Here is a 14,909-nt window from a genome sequence, read left to right as displayed (position 1 = left end):
TCTCCAAAGTTTCCTTGGCCTTATCTTCTTGAGTTTGATTAAAATGATGGCACATTGCCTCAAATCACAATGGATTGTCCCGCTCGGGATTTCTTACGCTCATAGAGATATTAGAAATGATGATGTTAAAACGCTGCCTGGTGCTTTCGATTGCTGCCGTTCTTGCTGGTTGCCAAACGAGCGGTGAGGAGTATCAGGCAGATGTATTCGACGCCAGTCAGGTAAACACTCAGCAGGAAGCTAAAACCGTCAAAATCCTTACGATTTCGCCGAGCAAGATTAAAGTCAGCAACGAAAAGAACAAAAAAGCAGCCATGATGGCGGGCGGGGTACTGGGTCTGATCGGTGGTGCCGCACTGGGCAACACTAAAAACACTGACACGGCCATTGTCGGCGGTGTAGCCGGTGGCGCTGCAGGCGCCATGGCGGGCTCGATGGTCAATGACACCACCCTGGTACCGGGCGTGCTGATTGGTTATTCCGAAAGCGGCAAGATCTTCACTTCTGCCCAGGTGGGTCGCCCTTGTGAGTTCAAGGTTGGCGAAATATCTCTGATGGTGATGACGATCTCCAACGAAACACGCATTCAGCCGAATGCGACCTGTCCAGAACCCAAGAAAAGCTAAGGGGGTCGGACATGAAACATATTGTTTTCGGCTCGGTCTTCGCACTGCTCGCCATGCCGACATTGGCGGGCCAATTCGACAATCTGTATCAAATCGAACAGCAAACCAAACAGGCTGAAGCGGCCGCCGAAGCCGAACGCATCCGCCAGGCGGCAGCCGAGCGGTCACGCGAGGAGGCCCGTAGCGCTGCTGATCGTCGGCAACGGGCAGTGGCACAGCAAGCTGCGCAGCAAAGGGCTCTTGAGCAGCGCAAGACACAAGAACTTGAACACAAGCGTGTGCAAACCCGTGAAGAAGGCTTCGAAGACGAGTTGCGCGCACTGGAGCTGGAAGAGCGCCGCCTGGCACTACAGGCCAAGCGCGCGCGCACCGCACGCGCCAACGACTACATCGATGCGGAGTTGCGTGACAGCGCGGCACGCACCGATGTGATCCAGTCTGAAGCCGACTCGGCACGCAATGTGACCTCCGGTGCCAAGTCTCTGCTGGAAGACTCCGGCAAGGCTGAAGTCAACCGCTCCAGCCGCTTGTTCGGCGAGTAATCTTCCTATCGATCTTCCCCGGACCCTGGTCCGGGGCATCCGTTATCAGAGATGAATTCATATGCTGCGTTTATGTACGCTGATTGCCGCGGGACTACTGCTGAGCGCCTGCTCCAAAGAAGACCCCAAAGCCCAGGTTCCAGCTGTCGACCTGCACGGACGCCTGGTGGTGGATCAGGAGATGACGACCAGTCGTCAAGCCCAAGGTATCAATGGTGAATATTACAAGCGCGTCCTCACCGTTAATGGCCAGGACATGGTCTTTGCCGACTTCATCAAGCAATTTTGCTCTGACGCCAACACCCGCGACGAAACGTGCCTGAAAGCCTTTCGCATCAAGAAAATCGACGATGTCAGCGGCGCAACCAAGTTTCTCCCCAATGGGCTCTGACACTATCAAGTACGCCAGATACAGCCCCTCAGGGCTTTAGCCTGGACCCACAAAAAAACCGCCGAGGCGGTTTTTTTCATTCTGTCGTCCAGTCGAACTCGTCGTACTCATCATCGTCCTCGTCGTCCTCGAAAAGCTCCTCTTCGAGGTCGTCGTCTTCAACAACGTCTTCTTCCGGCTGGTTCAGCAGAAAATCCTTGCGACTCTCGGTAATCGCTCGCCGCAGTTCCTCGCCCTTTTGTGGGCAGCTGAGCATTTGGGCGATGCGGTCGATTTTTTTTGCCACGGCATCCTCCAACGCATCGGCTATAGCCTGATAGTGCGCGCTTTCGGGGGTGGATGCCAAATCCCCGGAATGCCGCGCACTTCAGTTGTCTGCAAATCCGCTGGGGCGATCAGCCTTCAGCGGTGATAGCGCCGCACCACGCTGCTGTTTTTCAGGACATGGCCTTTGATTTTTTCCAGCAACTGCGCACGGGTCAGACCGGCGGGCAAGGCGTCCGGGGGCAGGTCCAGGGCGTAGATCTGGATGATGTAGTGGTGCGCACTGTCGCCAACGGGCGGGCAAGGGCCGATGTAGCCGGTGGTTGCCTTGCTGTTGGTACCGCCGACGCCCTCGAGGCCGGGTTTGCTCCCGGCGCCGGCCGGGATCTGGTGGGTGCCGGCCTTGATGCCGTAGTGCACCCAGTTATCGACGCCCTGGCCTTTCTGGCCGTCTGGGTCGTGCATGACGATGGCGTAGCTTTGGGTGGCTGCCGGGCCGGCGTTCCAGTTCAAGGCCGGAGAAATATTATGTCCGCCACAACCCGCGGAGTCGCTGGCGGCGGCCGACGTGAACAGGCGGTCATCGGAGACGCCGGGAATGTTCAGGGTGAAGCGCTCCTGGGCCTGCGCCGGAAACTGCACACAAAGGGCGACTGCCAAGGCCGCGAGCCAAGGGTTCATTGAGGTCAATCGGGGCATACCGGAGCACCTTGTGCGTGTTGGGCCGTCGTCGGCGTGCAAACTATAGCCGGACCGTTCACGCCGTGGCAGGGGCAATTGGCTGAACCTCGCGATAAGTACCAGACTCATAAGTGAAACGTCTGACTGGAGAGCGATCATGACTCTGCATCGCGTTGCGCGTGTCGCCAATGTGCCCGAAGACCGGGGTCTGGAAGTGCAGGTCCTGGACAGCAAGATCCTGCTGTTGCGGGCCGGCGAACAACTGCGCGCTTATCAGGCCGAATGCCCGCACGCCGGAGCCCCGCTGGCGGACGGCGCGATATGCCACGGACGCCTGACGTGTCCATGGCACAAGGCGCAGTTCCGGATCGAGGATGGCGGGCTGTGTGAACCGCCAGCCCTGGACAGCCTCAAGCGCTATCCCCTCGAAGTCCGTGACGGCGATATCTGGGTCGGCGACCAGCCGATGTCGGGTGGCCACGCGCCACCGGCCGACGATCCACGAACCTTCATCATTGTCGGCGCTGGCGCGGCAGGCACGGCAGCGGCAGCGTGTTTGCGCGAGAAAGGTTTCGGCGGCCGGCTGTTGTTGATCGACCGCGAAGCCGATTCCGGATACGACCGCACCGCGCTGAGCAAATACGTGATCGCCGGGGAGATGCCGCTGGACGAAGTCCCGCCGCTGCGTGACGAGGATTTTTACCGCAAGCAGCGGATCGAGCGCCTGCGAGGCGAAGTGGCAAGCCTGGATGCGCCAAACCGGACGCTGCGGCTGACTGACGGCCAATCACTGGCCTACGACGCCGCGCTACTGGCCACCGGCGGCGTACCCAATCCGCTGACGCTGCCGGGCGCCGACCTGCCGCAAGTGTTCGTCCTGCGCTCCAAAGCCCATGCGCAGCAGATTCTCGACAGCGCCAGCGCCGGCCAGCGGGTGGTGATCATCGGCGACAGTTTCATTGCCATGGAGTCCGCCTCGTCCCTGCGCCAGCTTGGCCTGAACGTGACCGTGCTGGCCCGTCACGAAGTGCCGTTTGCCAAACAGTTCGGTGACACGGTCGGCAAGGCCATTCGCGCACGACATGAAGCCCATGGCGTCGTGTTTCATACCCAGGGCAATGCGGTACAGATCGAAGGGACGGACAAGGTCGAGGCCGTGCGCCTGGATAATGGCGAACACTTGGCGGCCGATCTGGTGCTGGTCGGTATTGGCGTCACGCCAGCCACTGCGGCCTTTACCGGGTTGCCAACGGAGCAAGACCAGTCGCTGCGTGTCGACGGCGCAATGCGCGTGGCCGACGGCCTCTGGGCGGCTGGCGATATCGCCACGTTCCCGCTGAACAACCAATACCTGCGCATCGAACACTGGCGACTGGCCCAACAGCAGGCACGGATCGCCGCGGCCAATATGCTGGGCGCTGACGAGCACTACCTCGACGTGCCGTTTTTCTGGACCTGGCATTTCGGTAAAACCTACGACTACCTCGGCCACGCCCAGGCTTGGGACGAAGTCGAGTTCAAGGGCGACCCTTTCGATCCGCCATTCATAGGCCTGTTCGGAAAAAACGGCGTGGTGTCGGCGGCGGTAGCCTGCGAGATGGACCGGGCCATGGCGATGCTCGCCGAGCGGATGAAACAACCGTTGCCCTGGGAAGAGGCATGGCGCCTGATCCGTGACGTCCCCTAGGGGCCGGACAGCAAAACGCCCGGCGCCTGCGCGATGCAGAGGCCGGGCGTTGCAGGGTTAGCAGCCGCCGTTATTCGGTGGCACTGGTATCTGCGAACTTGCTCATTACAAAACTGGCGAACTCTTCAACGGTCATTTTCTGGCCGTTGAAGTCCACTTGATTGTTGGCGTAACGCAAGTTGGTGACGATGTTGTTGCCGTCCAGTTTTGCCAGTTGGCTGCCGACCGCCATGCTGCTGAACATGTCCGCGGTGGCGGTGGCCTGGTCGGCAATCAGCTTGGCGTCGGTCTGACCGTCGATTTGCGATTGCACGGTGAGCACATCGACCAGCATGGCTTTGGACACTTGCAGATTGAAGTCGAGCAGCGCAATCAGCTGTCTGACCAGTTGATCGGTCGGCAGATCAATGGTCTGTGGCTTGGTCAGGTCGAGCACCATGTTGGCGCGGCTCTCACCGTTGGCGGTGTTGAACGACAGGTTTTCCAGGGCCACTTGTGGTCCGGCCGCCAGCAGTTTTTCCAGGCTGGACTTGAGCAGCGCCTCTTCGGCTTCGGTCAGTTTCAGCTCTGGCGCCGGCAGGCCGGCCGCTGTTGCTTCGGCCGCCGCCCTTTCATACGGCTGCAGCTTGCTCTGGTAAACCTGCATCAACGACAGGGTCGCCGGAATGTCGAGGTTCTTCAGGCTCATGGCCAGCGCACCGGAACCGATGGTCTTGCCGTTGAAGGACACGTCGCCGACCTTGTAGTCGGCACGTCCGGAGACGTTGCTGCCCTTTTCTTCAGTCAGGTTCTTCATTTCGAACTTCTTGAAGTCCAGCACCGACTGCTTGACGCCGAAGGTCGATTTGCCGCTGGCCAGTTCAACGACGTTCTCGCCGGTGTAGAAACCGTAGGTACTTTTTGTCAGGTTGCTGGCCAGGGTCAGGCCGTTCAACTCAACCTGCACCGGCGCCTGGTCTTCGGAAACGGTGGTCACCTTCAGGCTGTCCATGTAGCCGTTGGCCTTGACCTTCTGCGCCTTGGCGCTGGCATCGATGTCCATGCTCAAGCCAGAGAATTTCATGCTCGACTTGTCATCCAGGGCCATTTCCAGCGGCTGCAACTCGAAGGTGCCATTGGTAGCGTTGTCATAGCCGATATTGACCACGCCGCTCAGCGGGGACTTGCCCTTGGCGGCGGCAAACCACTTCTCGGTGTACGGGGTCTTTTCCAGCTCGTAGTGACTGGTCGCCAGGACCGGCAGCCACTTGAGCGACATCAGGCGCGAGAACGGCAACGGGCCGTGTTCGATGTGATCGACAAACAGCAACTCGACCGGCGCTTCGCCGAACATTTCGCCTTCGCCCTTGAGGCGATAGTGCGCGGTGCTGCTGAATACATAACGCTCCAGCGACACCAGTTCCAGCGACGCAGTGCCGTTGGAACCGACCATCGCCGCCTGCAATTCCTTGTTGGCATCGGCAATCGAGGTGTTCAGTACACCTTCGATTTTGGTGCCGGTGAACCAGGCTCCGCCTGCGCTGATGGCACCGATCGCGACAACAATTCCCAGTAGCAAGCCTGCTGATTTATTCATGTATGACCCGTTCAATGTCCGTTGTTGAAAGTGAGGTCGTCTTCCCTGAACCCATGACGGGTTGCGGCTCGACAGCGCTGAAAGTGAGTTGCAGATTAGCACCGGGTGCGACGAACGGCCCAATGTTTAAAGGTGAAAGAGTGTCTTGGGGTGGTCACACGGCTGGAGATATTCACAGTCAATGCAATCGCCTTCGCGAGCAAGCCCGCTCCCACAGGTATGGCGTAATCCCTGTGGGAGCGGGCTTGCTCGCGAAGGCGGCATAACAGCCACCACAAAATCAGGAATACTGGACCTCGATTTCATCCAGTTGATGATCAAAACTTTTGAGCCTTGCAGTCCAGGTGTACACCAGCACTTCGAAGTCGCGGTTGATCACCGCCCCGCCGGTCACTTCCGTGCGCGTGTCGCAAACATCCAGTTGATAGCGTTCACGGGCCATGGCCGTGGCGACATCCGCCAGCTCCCGGGCATTGCTGAGCCAGTGCCGACCGTCGTCAGCCACTTGTCGGTCCAGCGCCAGGCACTGTTTTTTCAGGCTTTCGAGGCTTTTTTCCAGCGGCGTGCCGGTCAATTCGCCCATGACTTCCTGAAAGGTGCGCCCCGGTTGCCAGTAACTGCCCCAGAAATAACGGTCGAACACCGTTTCGACACGACGCAGCGCCACCTTGGTGTCCCAGATCAGGACCAGGGTCTTGCCTTGTTCGAGTTGTCTTTTCTTGGTGCGTTGATTCTGGACCGAGGCCCAGGCTACCACCGCAATGGACATCACCGCGATCAGTGCGGCGGCACTGTCGAGGAACGCCAGAGCCTTGTCGATCTGGAGGGCCAGCATGATGCCGTAGAAATAGGTGGCCGACAGCAGCACCAACGCCACGATGGCGCACCAGAAGCCGAGAGCATAAGGGTTTTTCATTATTGGTTTCCCCCTGACCTGCGCGAGCCTTGTGCGAAGAAAGGGCGCTTTGTACGGGGCGCCCCTCCAACACTTCAAAGCATAGCAACGGCCTCAGGGTTTGCCGGAGTTCGACGCTTGCGTTCGTCCGCTTTCCCAGCCGCCGCCCAAGGCGAGGAACAAATCGATCTGACTGGCGGCAACCTGGGTGTTCGCGGCAGCCAGTTGCGCCGTGACATCGATGTAGGTGCGGGTGGCCTGCAGGTCGGCCAGGAACGAGGCGCGGCCGGCCTGGAAGAAGCGGTGGGTCTGGTCAGACGCCAGTTTTGCCGATTGCTCGGCATCGGCCAGTGCGTCGCGACGTTGCAGCAATGCCGTGTACTGGGCCAGGCCGGTCTGGGTCTCGCGAATGGCGTTGAGCACCACCCCGTCGAAATGTGCCAGGGTCGCCTGAGTCACCGCTTCGGCTTCGCGGATGCGCGCACGGGCGCCGTTGGTCGGCACGTTCCAGGTCAGCGACGGACCGAAGCCCCAGCGGTTGGTAGACGGGTCGCCGAGATCGTCGAGGATACCGACGGTACCGATGGTCGCGCCGATGCTGATGTTCGGGTACAGCTCGCCCGTGGCGACGCCAATACCGGCCGTCGCGGCCGCCAGCCGACGCTCGGCCTGCCGTACATCGGGACGACGCTTGAGCAATGCGGCGCCATCGCCCACCGGAATCAATTGCGCGATTTTCGGCAACTCGTCGCAGGTGGCGGTGCCGGCCGGCAGTTGGTCCACCGGCTTGGCCAGCAACATCGACAAGCGATAAAGCCCGGCCTGACGCGCCGCTTCATAACGCGGCATGTCGGCGCGCAGGGATTTGAATTGGGTCTGCGAGCGGGTGACCTGGGTTTCGTCGCCACGCCCGGCATCGCGCAGACGCTGGATCAGCGTGGTGCTCTGGGCTTGCAGGTCGAGGGAGTGCTGGGCAATTTCCCGCTCTTCATTGGCCGCGCACACCTGGGTGTAGGCCCGGACCACGTCGGCCACTACGGTGATGCGTGCGGTATCGGCGGCGGCCTGCGTCGCATCGGCATTGGCCTTGGCCGCTTCGATGCCGCGCTGCAGGGTACCGAACAGATCGAACTGGTACGACGCGCTGATACCGATATCGCCGATGTTCGCCACCGGCACTTTTTCCGGCAGCAGGAAAGCCTGGCCGGACTCCTGCAAGCGCTGGGCGCCCATCTGCACGCCGCCGCTCCAGCCGCCCGCCGCTTCGGCTTCATCAACCTGTGCGCGAGACCGCGACAGGCTGGCCGCCGCCACACGCAAATCGGTGTTGGAGGCCATGGCCTGCTGCACCAGCTGGTCGAGTCGCGGATCCTTGTACAGGCGCCACCAGTCGGCCGGCACCGGTGCGGAAACCACCGTTTTACCGTCTACCGCCAGATCACCCTGGAGGTCCGAGCGATGCACAGCCGCCTCTTCGGGCAAATGATAATCCGGCCCGACCATCTGACACGCCGACAGCAGCAAGCCTAATCCGGCGACCGCCAAACCCGAGGCCTTGCTCATTGCGCCGGCTCCCGTTTCTGATCGTCGATGATCGATACCGTGGCGGTGCGCCCGGCGATCATGCGGAAATCTTCCGGCACGTCATCGAAAGCGATGCGCACCGGAATCCGCTGGGCCAGCCGCACCCAGCTGAAGGCCGGGTTGACGTTGGGCAGCAGGTTGTTGCCGCTGGTGCGGTCGCGGTCTTCGATACCGGCGACGATGCTCTCCACATGCCCGCGCAGGCGCGCATTGTCGCCGATCACCCGGATGTCGACGCTTTGCCCGATATGGATGCCGTTCAGTTTGGTTTCTTCGAAATAACCATCGATATGGAACGAGTTGCTGTCGACCACCGACAACACCGGTCGCCCGGCGCTGACGAACTCTTGGGCCCGTGGCGCACGGTCGTTGACGTAGCCGTCCACCGGGCTGCGGATCACCGAGCGGTCGAGGTTGAGCTGTGCGCTGTCCACCGCCACCTGGGCTTCCATCAAGGCCACTTGGGCGCGGGCCACTTTCGACTGGCTTTCTTCCAGTTGTTCACCCGGCACCAGGTTGCCAAGCCCCTTGTTCCGCTTGGCCTCGCGCTGGGCCTGGGCCAGGGTTTCCTCGCGGTCGGCGACTGCCGCTTTCGCTTGGCGCAGGGCCAGCTTGAAGCGGTCCGGATCGATGCTGAACAGCACTTGGCCGCGCTTGACCAACTGGTTGTCGCGCACCTCCACTTGCTGGATCAGCCCGGAGACATCCGGCGCGATTTGCACGATGTCGGCACGGATGTGCCCGTCGCGGGTCCAGGGCGCGAACATGTAATACATCACCATGCGCCAGACCACGACAACGGCGAAGCTCACGATCAGCAGGGTCAACACCACGCGACCCAGGGTTAAAAACGGTTTTTTCATGTCATCAGGTATCGACTGAGTGAGTCCACCGCGCCAAGCAGCAAGGCGTAGAGGGCCACGTTGAACAATGCCCGGTGCCAGACCAGACGGTAAAAGTGCAGGCGCGCCAGCACCCCGTGCACCAACAGGTACAACACATAAGTAATGCCCATCAGCACCAGCAGCGTGGGCAGGAACACCCCGCTCAAATCCAGGTCACCGATCATAAAGGCGCTCCATCAATGCCATGGGGAAGCGGTTCTTCGGACTCGGCGGAGCCGACGAACTCGACGCCGGGCAACAGTGCCAGGCGCAGGCCGCTCAGGGCGTGCAGCAGATGCCGACGGGTCTCATCATCGCCGGCACCGCTGAGAGCGCGGCGCGTGCGGTCGAGGGTCATCAGCAACGGACTCGGTGCCTGCAAGCGCTCACCAGCCTTGAGACAGGCCTTGAAGTACTCGCCCACCTCGGCCACCACCTGGCGCAACAGCACCTGCGGCACGCCAAGGACTCGCGGCGTATAAGCGAGCAGGTCCAACAGGTTCAACGCCACCCGCACTTCCCGCAGCGCCACGCCGGAGTCCTGGCCGGTCATGGCCAGGCGCGGCAGATGCTGCATCAGCCGATCGAGCATCCGTATGCCCAGAAGCCGATGCTCGGACAAAGTGGCCGGCTCGGAGAGGCTGACGATGTCACGCCAGCTGAAACGGGTCAGGCGCTTGGCCGCCAGTTCGGCACCGAACGGCCGGGCGATCAGGGTCCAGATGAACGCGAACAGCAGCCCCATGGGGCCGGCCAGGTTGGAGTTGGCGAAACTGAGGAAGTCCGCGTCGTAAGCGCCCTGAATACTGATGAAGGACGAGGTGTTGACCAGGGTCAGCAGCATGCCCAGGTAAAACTGCGGCTTGACCGTCAGGGTGCCGACGCAAATGAACGGCACGGCAAACGCCAGCACCAGCATCGGAAAGTCATGCAGGTTGGGCAGCACCAGAAACAGATAGAGGCTGGCGAACACCACCGACATCGCCGTCCAGAAAAAGAACCGGTAAATCTGCGGCGCCGGGTCGTCCATCGAGGCAAAGAAACTGCAAGCCACCGCTGCCAGGATCACCGCGCTGCCGCCATCGGTCCAGCCGAGCAGAATCCACAATACCGAGGCGACAATGATTGCCGTAACGGTCGATGCAGCGGAATAAAACATCAGGCCGCGATCCAGGAACGGCGATAGCCGCCCCAGCCGCCAGTGCCGATACACCGCGCGCCAGCTGTCCTGGCTTTCGCACTGGATGGCGTACTGCAGACTGCGACAGTCCTGCCACAAATCGATCCACTCGCCGAGACGGTAAATGGCGTTGGAGAAAAGCAGTTGCTTGCGCTCATCCAGCGCTTCGGGAGCCGGTTGCAGGGCCTCGAGTTGAGCCTTCAGGGTTTGCCAGCGGTCGAGATCGGCATCCTTGTGTTCGAGCCATTCGGTGGTGGCGGCCAGCAAGGGTGCGAACTTGTCCACAAGCTCCGGGGTGCGCCGTTCCAGGGCGTAAAGCGCGTCGTCGAGGGCATCGATCACTGGCAGCAGGTGAATCATCCGACCGCGCAATTCCTTGGTATTGCGCACTGTCTGCGGTCGCGAGCCTTCGTGGGGCAACTGACCGATCATCAATTCCAGGGAGTTGAACGTGGCGACCATCGATGCGCGCAGCGCGCTGACTTCTTCAGGCTGCACGTTGCGGCTAAGGAAGCGCAGGCTGTAGGTCGACGCATCGGTAAACCATTTGCTCACCGAATCATTGAACACCGGCGCCAGGCGCCGGGGCCAGAACATCGCGCCGACCACCGCCGCCACGGCGATGCCGAGAAAGATTTCTTCGGTCCGTGCCTCGGCCACGTCCCATACCCCCAGCGGGTTGTTCACCACCGGCAGGGCAATCAACGGCAAGGTGTAGCCGGCGAGCATCAAGGCGTAGTTGTTGGCGGTGCGCAAATGCAGGGACAGAAACAGCAGCGTCCCGGTCCACAGCGCAATCACCACCACCAGCACGTAGGGGCTCTGCACGAACATCGGCACGAACAGAACCGCCGCCGCAGCGCCGACAAAGGTGCCAACCGCCCGGTATAGCGCCTTGGAACTGGTAGGGCCGAGAAACGGGCTGGAAACGATGTACACCGTGGCCATCGCCCAGTACGGACGCGGCATTTGCATGAGCAGGGCGATGTACAGCGCGATCATTGATGCGGCGAAGGTGCGGACTCCGTAGAACCAGTCCCGCGCCGGGGGCATGCCAGAGAAAAATCCGTTCAAGGGTTCGCCACCGATGGCGGCGTGGCCGCTTCAAATGCTCTCAGTACCCGCAGCGTAGCCTCCAGATCACTCTGGTCAATGCCTTCAAGGACTTCGTGGCGCAAGCGCACCAGCTCCACTTCGACCGCCTGCACCAGCTCCCGACCGGTTTCGGTCAGGCTCAGGCATTTGGCGCGGCGGTCCTGTGCATCTTCGGTGCGGCAGACGTAGCCGCCATGGCACAACTGATCGAGCAGGCGCACCAGCGACGGGCTCTCCATCCCTGCTGCCTGGGCCACCGTCACCTGACGCACACCCTCGCCCAGACGCCCGATCATCAACAGCGGAACGGCACAGGCTTCGGAGATTCCATAGTTGGCCAGCGTGGTCTGGCAGATTTTGCGCCAATGCCTGGCGGCCACCACCATGGCGCTGCTGATGTTCATCTGGAGAACGTCGAGGTTATTCGGCACGAGGGACAATACACACTGTTAGTTTGCTAACTATCAATATTGCATTGAGAGGGATTTTCCGTCAAGTTTTGAAACAAATACGTAACAGCGACCTGCCGAGAGCCATCAGCGTTTCCTGGCACGCTCATACACTTCACTGCGTTCGCGCTTTCCTACTGCAACGACAGAAACGACAGAAACGACAGAAACGACGATGCGCTCATCTATCACCTCGTAGACGAGTCGATACCCCGATGACTTCAACTTGATTTTGTAGCAGTCGGGCATGCCATGGAGTGAGTCGGAAGGGATTCGAGGCATTTCGAGCCGCTCTGCCAACTTCTTTTTGAATTGCTCACGTAGCGTGTGCCCCAGCTTGTCCCATTCTTTGCGTGCAGATGGCAGAAATTCGAGCTTATAAGTCATCCAGCGTTACCGGGATCGGTGTTTCATGACGACGAGAACGCACGATTTCCGCCAATTCCAAATCATCCAGGCGCTCCATCATGGCTTCGAACACATCGGCAGGGACCATATACCCCATGACGCGATTGTGATTGAGCACTGCGACGGGCCCTCCATGGGCGCCATTCAAAACGGCAGAGGGGTTTTTCTTTAGTTCAGACACGCTGACAGCCATATCAGCCAAAACACTTTGCATAATTAAGACCTCAAATAAGGTCTTAATTCTGGTCAATTACTGTGATCAGAGCAACCTAGGTTGAGCACCGCCTATCAGTTTTCTAGATCCCCCGCCCCTTCCTCAACAGCACATCCAGCTGATCCACCACCTCCGCCCAATCCGCGTCATCGAGTATCTCTTCACGCAGAAGATCCGCCTGGCTCGGGCTCCAGAAAAATGCATCCGCAAGGTGCAACTCCGGTTTGAGTGGTGAATGGGTGGCGATGAATTTATCGATGCTTTCGGCATCGTCTGGCAGGCCGAGTTGCTTGAACAGGGAGGGAAGGTTGTGGGTTGGGCTTTCCATGTCTAGCTCCTGTGAACTGATTAAGGGACCGCTGCGCGGTCATCGCGAGCAAGCTCGCTCCCACACGGTTCTGAGTCGATCACAAAACCTGTGGGAGCGGGCTTGCCCGCGAAGATGGCAGCATTGACGAAACAAAACTCAATGACTCAACTCCCGCACCTCGGCATGCGGCACCATTTTCAGAAACTCGGGCATGTCCATGCGCACCAGGTTGACGTGGTTGCCGGCCTCCAGATAGATGTCTTTCTGCCGGGTCAGTAGCGGATCGATCACCACCTCCAACCCATAGGACTCACCCAGCGCCGGTACGGCACCGCGTTCGCAATCATCGAACAGGTGCGCCAGGTTGCTTTCGCGGGAAACCTGCCACTCACCGCTGTTGCGGACTTTGCTCAGGTCAAGGTGACGGCTGGCGGGCAGCACGGCCATCAGGTAATGCCCATGGTGATCGTCGAGGATCACCGATTTGGCCACCCGTTCGGCGGGAATACCTGCGACCCGCGCCGTTTCAAGGCTGCTGGCCGAGTGTGGGTGGCTGACGATGTCATATTCGCATTGAGCCTTTTCCAGGCTTCGCTGCACGGTTCTTGCCATACGCATGATGCACCTCGGTGTCCGCCACGATCGCTTGCGGACGATGATTAAAGCTTGGCTTGCGTAGTAAAAGTCTAGGCCCGTCAGCGCGATCCGGCGGGAAATCTGCCCATCGGATGTCGACGGCAGTTGAGCAAAATTCATACCGGCCAAGGCTCAACTAAACTGTATACAGAGCCACTCCACGACTCTCCCGGAGGGTCAAGTGAACACGCGTTGCTGTGCAGTTGCGTTGCTGTTGGCGTTGAGCGGATCGGCCTGCGCCGCCGACACGGTTGTGGTGCTGTTGCCCAACCCCGTCGGGATCTGGTTGATCACCTTCGGCATCGCGTTCCTGATCGCCGAGGCGGCCCTGCCCAATTACGGTGTGATCGGCCTGGGCGGCATCGTGATGTTCGTGATCGGCGCGGTGATCCTGACCAATACCGATGTGCCCGTGCCACTGATGATCGGCCTGGGACTGGTCAGTGCACTGTTACTGGTTTACCTGGTGTTTCATGCCCTGAAGACCCGACCGCGCCACACTGTCAGCGGTGATGCCGGGCTGGTCGGCAGCGAAACGCCGGTCACTTCAGTACAGCTCGGCAACGCCTGTGGCGGCTGGGTTCATCTGCAAGGAGAACAATGGCAAGTGCTCAGCGCAACGCCGCTGCACCCCGGGCAACGGGTGCGGGTGGTGGGGCGCCAGGGCTTGCTGCTGCAAGTGGCCGCGACTGACGCGGCGCCGGGCGGAGAATAGTCATGGGTTTGCAATTGGGTCTTGTCGCGCTGCTATTGTTGATCATCGCACTGGCGGGGTCGACGTTCCGCATCCTGCGCGAATACGAGCGCGGGGTGGTGTTCCAGCTCGGGCGCTTCTGGCAGGTCAAGGGCCCTGGCCTGATCCTGCTGATTCCGGTGGTCCAGCAAATGGTCCGGGTCGATTTGCGCACCGTGGTGCTGGACGTGCCGCCACAAGACGTGATCACCCGCGACAACGTGTCGGTCAAGGTCAACGCGGTGCTGTATTTCCGCGTACTCGATCCGCAGAAGGCAATCATCCAGGTCGAGGATTTCCTGGCTGCTACCAGCCAATTGGCGCAAACCACGCTGCGGGCAGTGCTGGGTAAACACGAACTGGACGAACTGCTGGCAGAACGCGAACGCTTGAACCTGGACATCCAGCAAGTACTCGACGCCCAGACCGACACCTGGGGCATCAAGGTCGCCAACGTCGAGATCAAGCACGTGGACCTCAACGAATCGATGATCCGCGCCATCGCCGGGCAGGCCGAGGCAGAACGGGAACGGCGAGCCAAGGTGATCCACGCCGAGGGTGAATTGCAGGCCTCGGAAAAGCTCATGCAGGCCGCCGAAATGCTCGGCCGACAGCCGGGGGCCATGCAGTTGCGCTACATGCAGACCTTGAGTTCGATTGCCGGCGACAAGAGCTCGACCATTGTCTTTCCACTGCCGATCGAGCTGCTCAAGGGCATGGCGGATTTGTCGTCGAAAGCCTGAACGCCGACCGG

Annotated in this window: 19 protein-coding genes; 6 read left to right on the top strand and 13 right to left on the bottom strand. The window is 60.5% G+C overall.

The features are described 5' to 3' along the window. The first annotated feature begins 116 nt into the window (after positions 1–116). From AB4O40_RS18395 to AB4O40_RS18385, 3 genes are all read left to right on the top strand, one after another. Positions 117–626, top strand: coding sequence for a hypothetical protein (locus AB4O40_RS18395; RefSeq protein WP_056726973.1), 510 nt, complete (start codon positions 117–119; stop codon positions 624–626). Between the two features lie 11 nt (positions 627–637). Continuing rightward, positions 638–1,168: a DUF5384 family protein gene (locus tag AB4O40_RS18390; RefSeq protein ID WP_056726974.1), complete on the top strand. Its 531-nt coding sequence runs from the start codon at positions 638–640 to the stop codon at positions 1,166–1,168. 61 nt (positions 1,169–1,229) lie between these two features. Next, positions 1,230–1,559: a hypothetical protein gene (locus AB4O40_RS18385; protein WP_095945016.1), complete on the top strand. Its 330-nt coding sequence runs from the start codon at positions 1,230–1,232 to the stop codon at positions 1,557–1,559. A 76-nt stretch (positions 1,560–1,635) separates the two neighbouring features. On the opposite strand, the gene AB4O40_RS18380 is transcribed toward AB4O40_RS18385, so the two are convergent. Together AB4O40_RS18380 and AB4O40_RS18375 are read right to left on the bottom strand one after the other, a co-directional pair. Further along, entirely contained in the window at positions 1,636–1,905 is a 270-nt protein-coding gene (locus tag AB4O40_RS18380; RefSeq protein WP_414914090.1) for a hypothetical protein, read from the bottom strand. A 56-nt stretch (positions 1,906–1,961) separates the two neighbouring features. Beyond that, a complete protein-coding gene (locus AB4O40_RS18375) occupies positions 1,962–2,522 on the bottom strand; it encodes a YbhB/YbcL family Raf kinase inhibitor-like protein (protein ID WP_460053705.1) in 561 nt (186 codons plus the stop codon). Between the two features lie 139 nt (positions 2,523–2,661). Between AB4O40_RS18375 and AB4O40_RS18370 the strand changes: the two genes are divergently transcribed. Beyond that, a complete protein-coding gene (locus tag AB4O40_RS18370; RefSeq protein WP_460053706.1) occupies positions 2,662–4,191 on the top strand; it encodes an FAD-dependent oxidoreductase in 1,530 nt (509 codons plus the stop codon). Between the two features lie 70 nt (positions 4,192–4,261). Here AB4O40_RS18370 and AB4O40_RS18365 read toward each other — a convergent pair whose 3' ends face one another. The 11 genes from AB4O40_RS18365 to AB4O40_RS18315 all read right to left on the bottom strand — a co-directional run bounded on the left by AB4O40_RS18365 (position 4,262) and on the right by AB4O40_RS18315 (position 13,404). Further along, a complete protein-coding gene (locus tag AB4O40_RS18365) occupies positions 4,262–5,767 on the bottom strand; it encodes a YdgA family protein (protein ID WP_460053707.1) in 1,506 nt (501 codons plus the stop codon). Between the two features lie 280 nt (positions 5,768–6,047). Then, positions 6,048–6,683, bottom strand: a complete 636-nt coding sequence (locus AB4O40_RS18360; RefSeq protein WP_056726980.1) for a hypothetical protein — start codon at positions 6,681–6,683, stop codon at positions 6,048–6,050. Positions 6,684–6,776: 93 nt separating this feature from the next. Further along, on the bottom strand, positions 6,777–8,225 hold the full coding sequence (locus tag AB4O40_RS18355; protein ID WP_460053709.1) for an efflux transporter outer membrane subunit: 1,449 nt from the start codon (positions 8,223–8,225) through the stop codon (positions 6,777–6,779). After that, a complete protein-coding gene (locus AB4O40_RS18350) occupies positions 8,222–9,109 on the bottom strand; it encodes an efflux RND transporter periplasmic adaptor subunit (protein ID WP_223541566.1) in 888 nt (295 codons plus the stop codon). Before AB4O40_RS18350 ends, AB4O40_RS18355 begins: the two co-directional genes overlap by 4 nt. Then, positions 9,106–9,315 (bottom strand): DUF1656 domain-containing protein, encoded by a 210-nt coding sequence (locus AB4O40_RS18345; RefSeq protein ID WP_056726983.1) that lies wholly within the window; start codon positions 9,313–9,315, stop codon positions 9,106–9,108. The genes AB4O40_RS18350 and AB4O40_RS18345 overlap by 4 nt, the downstream gene beginning before the upstream one ends. Then, positions 9,312–11,384 (bottom strand): FUSC family protein, encoded by a 2,073-nt coding sequence (locus tag AB4O40_RS18340; protein WP_409079070.1) that lies wholly within the window; start codon positions 11,382–11,384, stop codon positions 9,312–9,314. Before AB4O40_RS18340 ends, AB4O40_RS18345 begins: the two co-directional genes overlap by 4 nt. After that, positions 11,381–11,809: a MarR family winged helix-turn-helix transcriptional regulator gene (locus AB4O40_RS18335; protein ID WP_056726985.1), complete on the bottom strand. Its 429-nt coding sequence runs from the start codon at positions 11,807–11,809 to the stop codon at positions 11,381–11,383. Before AB4O40_RS18335 ends, AB4O40_RS18340 begins: the two co-directional genes overlap by 4 nt. Before the next feature lie 132 nt (positions 11,810–11,941). Beyond that, positions 11,942–12,241 carry a type II toxin-antitoxin system RelE family toxin gene (locus AB4O40_RS18330; RefSeq protein WP_460053710.1) on the bottom strand — a complete coding sequence of 100 codons (300 nt, stop codon included), beginning with the start codon at positions 12,239–12,241 and terminating at the stop codon, positions 11,942–11,944. Beyond that, positions 12,231–12,476, bottom strand: a complete 246-nt coding sequence (locus tag AB4O40_RS18325) for a type II toxin-antitoxin system prevent-host-death family antitoxin (protein WP_046040690.1) — start codon at positions 12,474–12,476, stop codon at positions 12,231–12,233. The genes AB4O40_RS18330 and AB4O40_RS18325 overlap by 11 nt, the downstream gene beginning before the upstream one ends. 82 nt (positions 12,477–12,558) lie before the next feature. Next, entirely contained in the window at positions 12,559–12,804 is a 246-nt protein-coding gene (locus tag AB4O40_RS18320) for a DUF2789 domain-containing protein (protein WP_056726987.1), read from the bottom strand. Positions 12,805–12,942: 138 nt separating this feature from the next. Continuing rightward, a complete protein-coding gene (locus AB4O40_RS18315) occupies positions 12,943–13,404 on the bottom strand; it encodes an aminoacyl-tRNA deacylase (protein ID WP_056726988.1) in 462 nt (153 codons plus the stop codon). Positions 13,405–13,603: 199 nt separating this feature from the next. Here AB4O40_RS18315 and AB4O40_RS18310 point away from each other — a divergent pair, with 199 nt between their 5' ends. Together AB4O40_RS18310 and AB4O40_RS18305 are read left to right on the top strand one after the other, a co-directional pair. Next, complete coding sequence (locus AB4O40_RS18310; RefSeq protein ID WP_056726989.1) at positions 13,604–14,137, top strand: NfeD family protein; 534 nt, start codon at positions 13,604–13,606, stop codon at positions 14,135–14,137. Positions 14,138–14,139: 2 nt separating this feature from the next. Beyond that, positions 14,140–14,898 carry a slipin family protein gene (locus AB4O40_RS18305; protein ID WP_460053713.1) on the top strand — a complete coding sequence of 253 codons (759 nt, stop codon included), beginning with the start codon at positions 14,140–14,142 and terminating at the stop codon, positions 14,896–14,898. The last annotated feature ends 11 nt before the right edge of the window (positions 14,899–14,909 follow it).

The organism is Pseudomonas sp. S2_F07, assembly GCF_054668325.1.
Note: the sequence above shows the minus strand (reverse complement) of the source record. Positions and strands in the feature narration are given on the sequence as shown.

What these genes read in the sequence shown, in the direction of transcription:
- AB4O40_RS18315 (WP_056726988.1), bottom strand. Translation starts at nt 13,404, where the DNA reads ATGCGTATGGCAAGAACCGTGCAGCGAAGCCTGGAAAAGGCTCAATGC.
- AB4O40_RS18370 (WP_460053706.1), top strand. Translation starts at nt 2,662, where the DNA reads ATGACTCTGCATCGCGTTGCGCGTGTCGCCAATGTGCCCGAAGACCGG.
- AB4O40_RS18325 (WP_046040690.1), bottom strand. Translation starts at nt 12,476, where the DNA reads ATGCAAAGTGTTTTGGCTGATATGGCTGTCAGCGTGTCTGAACTAAAG.
- AB4O40_RS18320 (WP_056726987.1), bottom strand. Translation starts at nt 12,804, where the DNA reads ATGGAAAGCCCAACCCACAACCTTCCCTCCCTGTTCAAGCAACTCGGC.
- AB4O40_RS18395 (WP_056726973.1), top strand. Translation starts at nt 117, where the DNA reads ATGATGATGTTAAAACGCTGCCTGGTGCTTTCGATTGCTGCCGTTCTT.
- AB4O40_RS18335 (WP_056726985.1), bottom strand. Translation starts at nt 11,809, where the DNA reads ATGAACATCAGCAGCGCCATGGTGGTGGCCGCCAGGCATTGGCGCAAA.
- AB4O40_RS18305 (WP_460053713.1), top strand. Translation starts at nt 14,140, where the DNA reads ATGGGTTTGCAATTGGGTCTTGTCGCGCTGCTATTGTTGATCATCGCA.
- AB4O40_RS18350 (WP_223541566.1), bottom strand. Translation starts at nt 9,109, where the DNA reads ATGAAAAAACCGTTTTTAACCCTGGGTCGCGTGGTGTTGACCCTGCTG.
- AB4O40_RS18345 (WP_056726983.1), bottom strand. Translation starts at nt 9,315, where the DNA reads ATGATCGGTGACCTGGATTTGAGCGGGGTGTTCCTGCCCACGCTGCTG.
- AB4O40_RS18385 (WP_095945016.1), top strand. Translation starts at nt 1,230, where the DNA reads ATGCTGCGTTTATGTACGCTGATTGCCGCGGGACTACTGCTGAGCGCC.
- AB4O40_RS18330 (WP_460053710.1), bottom strand. Translation starts at nt 12,241, where the DNA reads ATGACTTATAAGCTCGAATTTCTGCCATCTGCACGCAAAGAATGGGAC.
- AB4O40_RS18365 (WP_460053707.1), bottom strand. Translation starts at nt 5,767, where the DNA reads ATGAATAAATCAGCAGGCTTGCTACTGGGAATTGTTGTCGCGATCGGT.
- AB4O40_RS18355 (WP_460053709.1), bottom strand. Translation starts at nt 8,225, where the DNA reads ATGAGCAAGGCCTCGGGTTTGGCGGTCGCCGGATTAGGCTTGCTGCTG.
- AB4O40_RS18360 (WP_056726980.1), bottom strand. Translation starts at nt 6,683, where the DNA reads ATGAAAAACCCTTATGCTCTCGGCTTCTGGTGCGCCATCGTGGCGTTG.
- AB4O40_RS18375 (WP_460053705.1), bottom strand. Translation starts at nt 2,522, where the DNA reads ATGCCCCGATTGACCTCAATGAACCCTTGGCTCGCGGCCTTGGCAGTC.
- AB4O40_RS18390 (WP_056726974.1), top strand. Translation starts at nt 638, where the DNA reads ATGAAACATATTGTTTTCGGCTCGGTCTTCGCACTGCTCGCCATGCCG.